12 protein-coding genes are annotated in these 12,687 nt (G+C 62.6%); all 12 read left to right on the plus strand.

Annotated elements, in window-relative coordinates; genetic code table 11:
- The first annotated feature begins 5 nt into the window (after window positions 1-5).
- The 12 genes from M1D44_RS25420 (at window position 6) to M1D44_RS25475 (ending at window position 12,682) form a co-directional block, all read left to right on the plus strand.
- Entirely contained in the window at window positions 6-2,495 is a 2,490-nt protein-coding gene (locus M1D44_RS25420; RefSeq protein ID WP_045204918.1) for a VirB4 family type IV secretion/conjugal transfer ATPase, read from the plus strand.
- A 96-nt stretch (window positions 2,496-2,591) separates the two neighbouring features.
- Window positions 2,592-3,323: a P-type DNA transfer protein VirB5 gene (gene virB5, locus M1D44_RS25425; protein ID WP_082076095.1), complete on the plus strand. Its 732-nt coding sequence runs from the start codon at window positions 2,592-2,594 to the stop codon at window positions 3,321-3,323.
- The gene (locus M1D44_RS25430; RefSeq protein WP_426401005.1) at window positions 3,320-3,442 is read left to right on the plus strand and encodes a hypothetical protein; all 123 of its coding nucleotides are present in this window, start codon (window positions 3,320-3,322) and stop codon (window positions 3,440-3,442) included. Before virB5 ends, M1D44_RS25430 begins: the two co-directional genes overlap by 4 nt.
- Window positions 3,443-3,489: 47 nt before the next feature.
- The gene (locus M1D44_RS25435) at window positions 3,490-4,419 is read left to right on the plus strand and encodes a TrbL/VirB6 family protein (protein ID WP_045204917.1); all 930 of its coding nucleotides are present in this window, start codon (window positions 3,490-3,492) and stop codon (window positions 4,417-4,419) included.
- Window positions 4,420-4,625: 206 nt separating this feature from the next.
- Window positions 4,626-5,348 (plus strand): VirB8 family type IV secretion system protein, encoded by a 723-nt coding sequence (locus M1D44_RS25440; protein WP_426401006.1) that lies wholly within the window; start codon window positions 4,626-4,628, stop codon window positions 5,346-5,348.
- Complete coding sequence (locus tag M1D44_RS25445; RefSeq protein WP_052672824.1) at window positions 5,345-6,145, plus strand: TrbG/VirB9 family P-type conjugative transfer protein; 801 nt, start codon at window positions 5,345-5,347, stop codon at window positions 6,143-6,145. Before M1D44_RS25440 ends, M1D44_RS25445 begins: the two co-directional genes overlap by 4 nt.
- The gene (locus M1D44_RS25450; RefSeq protein WP_045204916.1) at window positions 6,146-6,853 is read left to right on the plus strand and encodes a hypothetical protein; all 708 of its coding nucleotides are present in this window, start codon (window positions 6,146-6,148) and stop codon (window positions 6,851-6,853) included.
- Window positions 6,846-8,108: a TrbI/VirB10 family protein gene (locus M1D44_RS25455; RefSeq protein ID WP_045204915.1), complete on the plus strand. Its 1,263-nt coding sequence runs from the start codon at window positions 6,846-6,848 to the stop codon at window positions 8,106-8,108. Before M1D44_RS25450 ends, M1D44_RS25455 begins: the two co-directional genes overlap by 8 nt.
- The gene (gene virB11 / locus M1D44_RS25460; RefSeq protein ID WP_045204914.1) at window positions 8,105-9,151 is read left to right on the plus strand and encodes a P-type DNA transfer ATPase VirB11; all 1,047 of its coding nucleotides are present in this window, start codon (window positions 8,105-8,107) and stop codon (window positions 9,149-9,151) included. The genes M1D44_RS25455 and virB11 overlap by 4 nt, the downstream gene beginning before the upstream one ends.
- Window positions 9,148-9,504 carry a hypothetical protein gene (locus M1D44_RS25465; RefSeq protein ID WP_045204913.1) on the plus strand — a complete coding sequence of 119 codons (357 nt, stop codon included), beginning with the start codon at window positions 9,148-9,150 and terminating at the stop codon, window positions 9,502-9,504. The genes virB11 and M1D44_RS25465 overlap by 4 nt, the downstream gene beginning before the upstream one ends.
- Window positions 9,501-11,312: a type IV secretory system conjugative DNA transfer family protein gene (locus tag M1D44_RS25470; RefSeq protein WP_052672823.1), complete on the plus strand. Its 1,812-nt coding sequence runs from the start codon at window positions 9,501-9,503 to the stop codon at window positions 11,310-11,312. Before M1D44_RS25465 ends, M1D44_RS25470 begins: the two co-directional genes overlap by 4 nt.
- On the plus strand, window positions 11,243-12,682 hold the full coding sequence (locus M1D44_RS25475; protein ID WP_439004844.1) for an LPD7 domain-containing protein: 1,440 nt from the start codon (window positions 11,243-11,245) through the stop codon (window positions 12,680-12,682). Before M1D44_RS25470 ends, M1D44_RS25475 begins: the two co-directional genes overlap by 70 nt.
- Window positions 12,683-12,687 lie beyond the last annotated feature (5 nt).

Here is a 12,687-nt window from a genome sequence, read left to right on the forward strand (position 1 = left end):
CCACCATGCAAGCACGATTGACCAGCGACTTTGGCAAGGTGCCGCCGATCGAGGCGTGGCTGCCGCGCATCGAGATGCCCATCACGCGCCGCGTCACCCACTACGAAGACGGCCGGATGATGCTCTGCATGCGCTTGACGGGCATCCCGTTCGAGTCGGCCAGCGACGCGCTGCTCACCAACCTGTTCGATAACCTGAGCGGCTTCTACGCGGGCATCGGCCGCGATCACGGCAACCGCCTTTCGATGTGGGCCACGTTCAAGCGCCGCAAAGTGTCGTTCCGCCAGGCCTATCAATTCCAGTCGCAGTTCCTGCAGGACTTCACGTACAAGTATCTGCAGCGCTTTCACAACGGCAACTACTTCGAGAACGCGTTCTACCTGTCGCTGCTGCTCAAGTACGACGATTTCGATGACGGCCTCAAGGCGATTGAGCAACTGGGCGACGAAGCCTTCAAGTCCCTTCGCGACTACGACCCTGAGTATCTGGAGACGAACCAGCGCAATGGCCTGCCGTTCTCCGAGCCGTATCGCTTCATCGGTGAGCTGGTCAACGGCACAGACCTCGCCGTGCCGATCACGGCCGCTCCCGGATACGAAACGATCCCGGATTCGTGGTTGCACTTCGGCTATGACCTGCTCGTCATCCGCACCGACACCGCCGAGAAGTTTGCCACCTGCTACGACCTGAAGGATTTTCCCAAGAGCGGGTGGGGCCAGTTGAACCCACTGCTCACGCTCGATGCCGAGTTCACCATCACCCAGTCGTTCGGCTGCTTGACGGCTGCCGGCGCCGACAAGGCCATTGAGGGCCAGATCAACAAACTGGAGTCGGTCGGCGACAAAGCGCAGCACCAGATTGCCGAGCTTCGGCATGCCCAGGCCCTGGTCAGTGCCGGCGAACTGGCGTTCGGCCAATACCACGGTGCGCTGGTGGTCTACGGCGACACGGCCAAGGAAGCCATCGACCGCGGCGAGCTGGTCAAGGTGCGTGCCAAGGGCGAGTGCGGTGTCGGTTGGGTGCGGGCCACTGCGTCCGCACCGTACACGTACTTCAGCCAGGTGCCGGGCGCCAAGATCCTGCCGCGCCCCATGCTCAAGAGTTCGCGCAACCTCGCATCGACGTTCTCAGTCCACGACTACTCGGCCGGTAAATCCAAAGGTAACCCGATCGGCGATGGCACCGCCGTCATGCCGCTGCAGACGGTCTCGAAGAAGCTGTACAGCTTCAACTACCACGCCACGCGCGAGGACGAACTCAACATCGGCGAGAAGATCGCCGGCCACACCGTCATCCATGGTGCCACCGGTGTGGGCAAGACGGCCCTGCAGCTGGCCATCGCGTCGTTCTTCATGCGCTTCGATCCGATGGTGTTCGGCCTGGACTACGGCGGCGGCATGAAGATCTTCTTCAAGATGCTGCGCGGCACATATATCTCACTGCAGCGCGGTGTGGCGACCGGGCTGGCGCCATTCGAGCTGCCGGACACGGGATACAACCGCCAGTTTCTGTACGACCTGGTCAACATCTGCGCACGCGATGCCGACGGGAAGCTCACCGCTGAAGAGAAGAAGCAAATCAAGGATGCCGTCGACACCGTGATGGCCCTGGAGGATCTGTCGCAGCGCACCTTCAGCCGCCTGCTCGAATCCATTCCGAACATGGGCGGCGACAGCCTGTATGTGCGTCTCGGCCAGTGGTGCCATGCCGAAGACGGTCCGCTTGCTTGGATGTTCGACAACCCGCCGCAGTCATTGGTCGATGTCACTGACGAGCGCCACGTGTGTTTCGACGTGACCGAATTCCTGGTCGACAACTACGCACCGTCGGAGCCGTTGTTTGCCTATCTCTTCCACCTCAAGGCGCTGATGCAGCAGGAGGGTGGCTTGATGATGTCCATCATCGAGGAGTACTGGGCGCCGATCAAGTTCAAGCGCACGCGCGAAGAGATGGCCAAGACGCTCAGTGCGGGGCGCAAGGAAGGCGAATTCCTGGTGCTGGTGTCGCAGCAGCCGGAGCAGGGGATGGCGAGTGAGATCTGGCCGCAAATCCGTAGCCAGACGGCCACCAAGATCTTCTTGCCCGATCCGGAAGCGGAATACAGCAGCTATCAGCGTACCAACATGACGCCCAAGGAGTTCGCGGAGTTCAAGCGCCTCTCCAAGACCTCGCGCACGTGCCTGATCAAGCAGAGCAACCAGTCTGCCTTTGCGACGCTCGACCTGTATGGGTTCCAGGACGAGATGGTGGTGCTCTCCGGCAACAAGGAGAACAACAAGCTGCTCGACGAGGTGATCGCAGAGGTGGGTGATGACCCCGACGTGTGGCTGCCGATCCTGCAGGACCGGGTGTTCGAGGCCACCACCCGCAAGAAGCTGATAGCCGAATGCGGCAACGACGCGTCGATTTGGAAACCGAAGCTCGACGAGGCCATGCAAGCGCGCCGGAGATTGCGCCCGAGCGCAAACGAATCCATGCATCGCCAACTTGCCTGAGCACGGGTCGCGCGGACAGCGCCGCCCGGCAATAAGAGCAAGAGGCTTCCGGGGGGAAAGGGCATATCGCCCGCACTACAAACCGGAGAAGCAAGAATGGAAATTCAGCAGTGCAACGGGGTGCTCGCGCGGCACGGGGGGTTGCTCACCCAGGTGTTGCCGTGGTTGTCGCGCCCAAAAAAGCCGATTCACCCAAAGGCCAGGCGTGCGCTGATCGCCCTGGCGGGTGCGATGTACCTGTCCACAGCCAATGCGACGGGTATCCCTGTGCTGGATGTGTCGAATCTTGGTCAAGCAGTGTTGATGGTGCAGAACCTCAAAGCCCAGATCGACCAGCTCAAGAGCGAGTACGAAGCACTGACCGGTAATCGCGGCTTAGGGACGATCCTCAATGATCCGCGCCTGCGCAGCTATCTGCCTGACCAATGGCAGGCCGTGTATGACCATGTCAAGAGCGGCAATTTGCAAGGCATCTCGAACGCGGCCTTGCAGATTGCCGCATCGGAGGGGCTAACCGGCGCGTCGACGGCCGGGCAGCAGCGCTACTACGACGTGATCGCAGCCAACAAGGCGATGGCCATGCAGGCCTACAACGCGACGCTCGCGCGTCTGAACAACATCCAGGCGTTGATGCAGCAGTCGAACCTGACCCAAGACCCGGCAGCCAAGGCAGACCTGCAGAACCGGTGGTCCGCTGAATACACGATGGTGCAGAACGAGCAGACCCGACTGAACCTGATGTCGCAACTACAACAGAGCGAACTGCGCCTAGCGGAAGAGCAGCGCGAGCGTGAAGCGAAACGTGAGTTCCTGGGAGGTGTGCAATGAAGCGAATTCTGATGCTTGTTCTCGTTGGTGCGGCGTTCCTTGCAGGCTGTCAGCAACAGTCTTGGGATGAAAAGAAGGAAGAAGCCGCCAAGGCGGAATTCCTGGGCAAGAAGAAGTGACGCTCGTCCACCGCCTGGTTAGTCGCATACCGCAGTAGGGAGGCGCAATGGAAGATCCATCTTCGTGGAAGATCCAAATCTTCACCAAGATGTTTGCCAGGTTTGATCAGAACCTGCTGAACGTCATCAACTCGGGCTCGGCCAAGATCATCACGCTGATCACACCGCTGATGGCAACGGGGTTCGCCATCTACGTGATGCTGGTGATGGTCTCGTATTGGCGAGGCCACAGCCACGAACCAGTGCCGGACTTCATCCAGCGCATGGCGGGCTGGGCGGTGGTGCTCACGCTTGGCATGAACATTGGCTACTACAGCCAGTATGTCGTGCCGTTTTTCAATGGCCTGGGCGATGACATCGCTCGTGCGTTGACGGGAACGCAGGACACAGGCGCCGCTATGGACACGCTGGCGACGACGTATGTGAGATCCATGTGGTTCATCCTGGAAAAGGCCCATGGTCCGGAGAGCATTTTGAATGCGGTGGTGTTCGTCTTCCTGACGTTCCTGCTGGGGCTCCCATTCATGGGCCTGTCCGCTGCTTACATCATCCTCGCGCGGTTCGCACTTGGGCTGTTGCTGGCGATTGGACCGATGTTCATCTCAGCCGCGTTGTTTCCGGCCACGCGACGCTTCTGTGAATCGTGGATTGGCCAGTGTTTGAGTTACGGAATTCTCGTTGCCTTGATGGCAGCCGCGGGAATGATCCAGATCGCCTTCGCCTCTTCGATCGCCCCTGACAAAGCGAATCTGGCCTCGCTCGTGGAGATCTCGTTGATGGGGGTGGCGTTCTTTGTGATCACGCTCAACTTGCCCGGTCTCGCGTCTCAACTCACGGGTGGGGTCGGCATCTCCAGCATGGTCGGCAAGATCAGCCAGGCAGCGCGGATCATGAAAGCGATCCAAGGCGGCTTGAAGGGCTCTGGCGGTAAAGGCGGCAGCGGTGGCGGCTCGATGGAAGGCACGTCGGGCTCCTAACCAAACTCCACGACTGACTCTTCCATGAGAACACTCATCGTCATCTCGCTGGCGGCGGTTTTGGCCGCCTGCAGCAGCGCCCCAGAGGCACCCCAGCCGTCCGGCGCATGGCAACCGATCAATCGAACACTGTCGAAGTAAGGACGGACATGTTCAATCTTTTGAGAAACAAGCTGCAGGGCAGCACCCCTGGCGGAACTGCGCCCATGCCCCGGGTCGATGACCTGGAGCTGGGCAAGTGGTATCTGGAACAGTGCAAGCAACTCGCCAAATCGCGTGTGGAATCGCGTGAGCGGGTGGCCGACGCCGCATTGCTGGCGGTCAAGTGGATGGGTGCGATTGCGATTGTCGCGGTGGCCGGTGCGGCGGCCGTGGTGGTGGTCAAGCGTCCCAATCCGCCCCCGGTCCTGCGTGTGGACAACGCGACTGGCAAGGTCGACGTGCTGCCGACCACGGTCGATGGCAAGGTCACCTTCACCGAGAAAGAAGACCGCGCGGATCTGCGTAAGTACGTCGAGCGGCGAGAGGGCTACGACTGGGAAACCATCCAGGACATGCACGACGCCGTGATGGCGATGAGCGCCGAGAAAGAAGGCGAGCTATACGACAACTTCATCCGCGGCGACCACTCGCCGCTCAAGGTGCTCAAGAACGAAGCGCGCGTGATCCCCAAGGTCGGAGCGATCAGCTTCGTCGGCACGACCGCCCAGGTGATGTTCTCCCGCAAATACGTGCCGCTCAATTCGGCCATCAAGCCGGAGACCACGTACTGGGTGGCCACGATCTCGTACCGCCATGACGGCGTGCCCGAGAAGCGCGACCTGCAAGACATCAACCCCACCGGTTGGAAGGCCACCAGCTACACGGTGACGCGCGACTGGTCGCGCAGCGGCGAGGACACCAGTTCGCCGGAAGGAGCGCACCCATGAAGCGATGGATTCCTGTTGCCGCCCTCACGCTGGCGGCGATTCCAGCGGCCGCGCGCGTGATCCCCGGCGCGTGCGGGTTCGAGAGCCACATCCAGTGCGCCGTCTACGACCCGAATGAGATCTATGAGGTGGCCACCACGCCCGGCAAAGCCATCATGCTGCAGCTCGAACCCGGCGAGACGATCGAGGACGACGGCGCCGGCATGGGCGACGGCAAGGCCTGGAACGTCTCGGCCAACAAGAACTGGATCCTGCTCAAACGTGCGGCGCAGCGGCCCGACACCAATCTGATGGTCGTGACGAATCGCCGGACCTACACCTTCGACCTGGTGACGGCCACGCGCGGTACGCCTGCCACGTGGGTGCTCAAGTTCGACTACCCGGACACGCGGGCCCGCACGGCGGCAGAGGATGCTCGCAAGCGCGCGCAGGTGCTGGCAATGACACGCATCGGTGCGAGCACGTCCAAACCGCGCAACGCGGATTACCAGATGCGCGGTAACACCGAACTGGCGCCGACTGCTGCCTGGGACGACGGCACCTTCACGTATTTCCGCTACGCCACCGCACGGGAACTGCCGCGCATCTACGTCAAGCGGGCCGATGGCTCCGAGGCGCTGCCGGCCTATCACATGGAAGCCGACACGATCGTCGTGCACGAGGTCGCACGCGAATTCCTGGCGCGCCTGGGCAATTCGGTGCTGGGCATCCGCAACGACGGCTATTCCCCTGAGGGCCACTACAACGCCGCCGGCACGACGGCGCCCGGCACGGTGCGTCTCACGAAGGAGCACTGAATGACCTGGATGCACAACGTACTCAAACGCTGGGCAGTCCTGATGCTGCCTGCCGTGATCGCCTCCCTGGGCCTTGGCTATGTCTTCGGCGCGTCGCTGCGCCTGGCGGTATCCGTGGCTGCTCTCCTCGTAAGCGTCCTGCTTGGACACCTCCTCTTCAAGCTGGTGGACACGAGCTTGTCCCGCAGGGCGAGAGCCAACGCGCCCTTTGCGTGGGAAGTCTGGATCAATGACGTCAAGGTCGGCACCGTCACCGATGCTGAGTATGCGGCGATCCAATGCCTGGCGTTGCACGACGGCAGCAGTGCGGTGGCTCAACTGCTCAATCTGGGCCGGGTTGCGATGGTGATCGTCAGCAGGCTATTCGTCGGCCTGACGCTGGGAATCGCGTGGAGCGCGATTGCGCTGGCGCTCCTGGAGCCGGAGGCGCATATCGCGATGATCCGGGCACTGTCCAACGCCGACCCAGCGGCGCTGACGCACTGGACGCGCACGCTCGTGCAATACGGCGCGCTGTTCATGGTGGTTCAGATCTGCGCCATGGCGGTGATGGGCGTTCGCTTTGGCTTCCGCAATCACTACCGCGCTGCGATCGCCACGATGCTGCGCCAGCACTTCAACACGCCCGCCGATGGCGACATCCGCCTTGTCCGGATGAGCTTGCGCAGCGGGCTGCCCACCCCTCAATTCGGTTACGCGCATGACTGACCCCAACGAAATCAACCCCGCGCCGGCCGAAGAGCGCGGCATCCCCTCGGTGCGCCGAGGCAAGAAGCAGACCAATAGCAAGAAGCTGGTCATCCTGATCGTGGTGGTGCTCATGCTGGCCATGGCCGCAGGCGGCGCCGCCTTGTTCGTCAAGCGGCTGACCGACATGAAGCTTGCAGAGAAGGAGGCGGAACGCACCAAGCCCAAGGAGCGTGCGCGTTCCGATCAAGACAACGCCGATCTGGAAGCGCAGAAGCGGCGCATCAAAGACGAGGAAGCGCAGGCCAAGGGCGCGACCGCTGCTACGGGCCTGGGCGGGCTGGCCACCCCCGCTGGCGCCCAGGCAGCCAACAGCCTCGGCACGTCCGGTACCGGGAGCACGGCTGGGGGCAATACCCAGTCGGCTGGCGCGACGCCCGGCAACGGCACTCAGCAGCATGTCGAAACACCGGCAGAACGCCGCCTGGCGGGCAATGTGACGGTGCTGGCACAACGCAAGGGCCAGGCGGCGCCGACACCTGGAGAAGGTGGTGCGTTGTCCGTCCAACCTTCACCTTCACTGGGTGGCGGCGGCAGCAAGAACAGCCTGGATGAGCAACTTACACCGTCGGCAGCCTCACGCGCCGGCGTGGTCCGCGCGGGCTTCCTGCCCGACCTGCGTTACCTGCTAAAGCGCGGCACCATGCTCCCGTGCGTGATGGGCACCAAGACCGTCACGACGTTCCCGGGCATGACTTCGTGTTCGTTGGTGCGCGATGTGTACAGCGCGGACGGCAGCACACTGCTCCTGCGTAAGGGCGCCGAGGTGACGGGGGAGCAGCGCTCGGCATTGCTGCAAGGTCAGGCGCGCATCTTCGCGTTGATGACGCGCATCGACGATGGTCCCGTGACCGTACCGCTGGACTCCCCGGTGACTGATGCCTTGGGCGCCAGCGGCATGGACGCCTACGTCGACAACCACTTCTGGCAACGCTTCGGCGGCGCCGCCATGGTGGCACTGATCAGCGACTTCGGCCAGGCCGTGGCCAACCAGTCGACCAGCTCCAGTGGCTCGACCACGGTCAACTTGTCCAACACGACCCAGGCAACGCAGAGCCTGGCGGCGGAGACGCTGCGCAACACCATCAACATCCCGCCGACGGGCTACGCCAATCAGGGTGCGCTCATCAACATCTTTGTGGCGCGCGACATCGACTTCAGCAAGCAGTACGAGCTGGTCTCGGCCGTGCCGTCCCTGGCAGGGGGTGCGCAATGACCACCGCACTCGACCATGACAAGTCCACCACGGTGCGCAGTCTGCTCAAGCAGATGGGCATCGCGCGATTCCTGGCCACGCCGGGCGTGACCGAAATCAAGATCAATCGCCCGGGCGAGATCTGGACCGAAAGCCGTGCGGGTTGGCAGCGCTATGTGGCGCCTGAGTGTTCTTTGGACATGGCTCGGCGCCTGGCCAACACGCTGGTGAACTTCAATAAAGGCAAGGGGCCGCTGACCGAACAGGACCCGATCAAATCGGTGGTACTCCCCGATGGCGAACGCGGCCAGGTGGTGATTCCGCCGGCGTGCGAGGCCAACACGGTGTCCTTGACCATCCGGATCGCCAGTGCAGACCGGTTCTCGCTTGACGACCTCATTGGCTTTGGCGTGTTTGAGGGCTATCGGGACGTCTCGCCGCACAAATCCGTGCCGGCGGATGTTGAACTGGAGTCGTTCGAGCTGGAGATGATGGTGGCCAAGGAACAGCGCGACATCCGGCGCTTCTTCGAGCTGGCGGTTTTGAGCGGACAGAACATCGTCCTGGTGGGCGGCACGGGCTCGGGCAAGACGACGCTCACCAAGGCGCTGGCCGACATGGTGCCGTACGACACCTGCATCGGCACGATCGAGGACACGCACGAACTGTCCCTGCCTTATCACCCGAACCGTACGCACCTGTTCTTCAGCGACATGTTGCCAGCGACGGACGTGGTGAAATCGACGCTGCGCATGAAGTTCGACCGGGTGTACCTGTCCGAGCTGCGTGGCAACGAGGCGTGGGACTACCTGACCTTGCTCAACACGGGCCACGAAGGCGGCATGACCACCGTGCACGCCAATGATTGCATCTCCGGCCTGGGAAAGATCGCGACGCTCATCAAGCAAAGTCCGGTCGGGCAGACGCTGGATTGGAACTACCTGCTGGCCGAGGTTAAACGCACCATCGACGTGGTGGCCTTCATGGACAAGCAGACCAAGCGCATGACGCAGCTGTACTTCGATCCGGTGGGCAAGTGGAAGCTGCAGCGGGGGCTGGCATGAAAACGCCGCAATTCATCGTCGCCGTGGTGGCCGGGTTGGTCCTGGTGAGTGGCTTCGCGATCGGGGGCCAATTGGCCGGCGCGACGCTCTTTGCCAAGTTGCAGAAATTGCCTGACTCGGCGGTGGGCGTGACCACGCTGTACCGGTATTGGCAGGTCTATGCGGACGTGAAGCCGGTCAAGCAGGCCTTGGGCGTCTGCAGCCTGCTGGCGGCCGCCATCACGGCGGTCCCGTTTGTGTTCATCGGCATCGCGCTGGCCAGGCTGCACAAGGAGCGGGAACTGCACGGCAGCGCCCGCTTTGCGACGCTCGCCGAGATCCGCAAGTCTGGCCTGGTGGGGCGTGAGCAATGAGCCAGGAAGCTTATCCCGGCCTCATCGTTGGCTGGCATCCGCAGCTTGGGCCCTTGATCTATCACGGCCAGCAAGGCGTGCTGCTGGCGGCCGCCACCCGAACCGGTAAGGGGGTCGGCTTCGTGATCCCGAACCTGCTGCACTACCCGCATTCGGTGGTGCAACTCGACGTCAAGGAAGAGAACTTCAAGTACACGTCGCTGTACCGGCAGCGTAACGGCCAGGAGGTGTACCTGTGGGCGCCGTTCTCAGAGACGGGCCACACGCACTGCTGGAACATCTTCGATGCGGTGTGGCAGCGCCCGGAACACCTGCAGATTGGCGACATCATGTCGATCGGAGACGCACTGTATCCGGCCAAGGTGGAGCCCCGTGCACGTTTCTTTAACGACAACGCACGCAGCTTGTTCCTGGGGTTGACGCTGTACTTGCGCGAGACGCCCGGGATGCCGGTCACGCTGGGCGAGATCCTGCGCCAGAGTTCGGGCAAGGGCAAACCGATCAAGGAATACCTCAAGGGGATTCTGGAAACGCGTTCGCGCACGGACACCGACCTCGCGCCGCTCTCGTGGCGCTGCGTTGACGCGCTCAACCGCTTCCTGAACCAGCCAGAGACGACGCTAGGGAACGTGCTGTCGACGTTCAACGCGCCGCTGCAGATCTTTACCGATCCGGTGGTGGAAGCGGCCACCAGCAAGTCCGACTTTGATCTGGCCGACGTGCGCAAGCGCCGCATGACGATCTATGTCGGCATCGCTCCGGGCAAGCTTGCCGAGGCCTCCGCGCAGTTGTTGGTCAACCTGTTCTATTCGCAACTGATCAACCTGAACCTGCGCGAGCTGCCGGAGAGCAATCCGGAACTGAAATACCAATGCCTGCTGCTCAACGACGAATCCACGGCGCCCGGCAAGATTGAAATCATAGCGCAGGCCAACGGCTACATGGCCGGCTACAACCTGCGCCTGGCCACGGTCATCCAGTCGGTTGCGCAGGTGACGGAGTGTTATGGGGAGCAGGGCGCCCGCTCGCTCATCACCAACCATGGCGCACACCTGCTGTATCCGCCGCGTGAGCAGAAGGATGCCAATGAGTACTCCGAGATGCTCGGGTACTTCACGGCCATCGCCCGCTCCAAGAGCCGCAACCGCGGTGCACGGTCGAATAGTACGGGGGAGAGCGAATCGGGCCAGAAGCGCGCCCTGATGCTGCCCCAGGAACTCAAGGAGATGGGGCAGGAGAAGCTCATCGTGACGTTGGAGAACTGCAAGCCAATCCAGGCTGAAAAGGCGTTCTTCTACAAGCACAGGGTCTTCATCGATCGCCTCAAGGAAATCAGCCCGTCACTTGCAGCCTTGGGTGACGAGATGCCCAACGAGGAACAGTTGAAAGAGGCCTTCCTGACCAAGGGCGAGGGCAGTATCGCGCTGCCGCAAGTTGACTTCCAGGCGTACTGGCATGTGTCGCCGGCGCAGGCCTCAATGCAGCCCGATGACAGCCGGCCGGTCGAGGTCGATGAGCTGGCCATCCTGGAGGCCTCCGATATCACCAATGCAGACGCGATTCTGCTGGCCATGCGCCAGGTGATGCCCGAGTTCGACGAGGTGATGGCCCTCGTGCTCCGAGATACCCCCCGATTCGATGCCCAGCAAGTGGATGACAGCCGACCCGTGCAGCCGGACGAGTTGGTCCTCCTGCAGGCGTCGGACTTCACCAATGAGGACGAAATCACCGAGGCCATGTGCGGCGCGATGCCGTACTTCGGCGAGGTGATGGCGATCCTGAACACCGCAGGAGCGAATGCCGCATGAACACCATTGATTTCGACAGCCCGGAAGCCATCAAGGAGCGCGCCGACGAGCTTCGCGCGCAATTAACGGCCGTGGACTGGCGCAAGCAGCGCACTGACCTCGACCCCATTGTGGAAGGGTTGCGCGATTTGGCCGAGCGCGATTGGTACGCCGCGGCGGATGTCTGGCGGGAGTCCGGCACGGATGCACCGTTGCCAGAGTTCATCGACCCCGCAACCGAAGTGGCGCTGGAGCTGCGCTACCAGTCGGCCGAACGTGGTCTTCACCGCGAGCTGCGGGAAACGCCGGCAACGCCCGTCGACCAGAAGATCGACAAGGTTGCAGTGGGGGAAGCGGCCAACGAGCCGGATGCCAAGAAGCCGGCCAATGAGCCGGAGAAGCCGGTGGCCGATCGGCTGATCGATCTTGATCTGGTCTCGGTCAAGGCCACACGCAAGACCGATCGGGCGCGTGCCGAAGCCATGCTGCGGGAAGTGGCAGAGCAGGCGCGGGCGGCTACCAAGGGAAAAGAGCAACTGGGGCCGGCAGCCAAGAAGGAGAGGGACGCCGCTGGCGGCGCGCTGGTGAGCAAGTCCGGCACCAAGCCCATCTTCAAGAAGACCGGTTACGAGATTCCGCAAAAGGTCGCGGCGCTATATGTCGCGCACGAGGGAAAGTTTGTTGACCGCAAGACCGAGCAGGTGCACTTTGAGGACAAGGGGCGCTCGCTCTCCACCGAGAGTAATGACCGCACCGTCCTCGCAAACATGGTGGAGGTCGCCAAGGCAAAGAACTGGGGCACGGTGACGCTGCGAGGCAGTGAAGAGTTCCGGCGCCAGGGGTGGATCGCCGCGGAACTCGCCGGCGTGAAGAGCAAAGGCTTTAGACCGCGTGCGCAGGACCGTGCGATGTTGGAAGCGGCACGGCAAGAGATGCGCATCAGTGCCGGCGAGCGCAGCAAGGAGAAGGAAAACAGTCTTGACGCCGACGACAGCAAACCGGCCGAGCGTTCGGCCGAGAAGCCTGAGCCGACAAGCGCCGCTGCGCCGACGCCGGCAGCCGCCCCGGACAAGGGCGGAAACCAGAAGGAAAGCATCGGCATTGCCGCAGCCCGCATGGTGTTGGAACGCCAGATTGCGAACTGGCCAGCGGCCACGCAGGACAAGTGCCGCAAGGAGTTCGATCAGGTGATTGCCAGCGCTGCCGCCTACAAGGATCGCAAGGTCGACATGCCGACCCCGAAAGTTTCCGAAAAAACCATGGCGCAGCGCCGGTCTGCGCAGCGCCCTGACGTAGACCGAACCAGGGCGGCTGCACCGGGCCAGCCAGGACAGCCTGCCAAGTCCCACGAGCGCGCGGCGGTCGAGCAGGGCATGGAGCTGGACCGCTGAAACCA

The sequence above is a fragment of the Ralstonia sp. SA306 genome, from assembly GCF_054792405.1.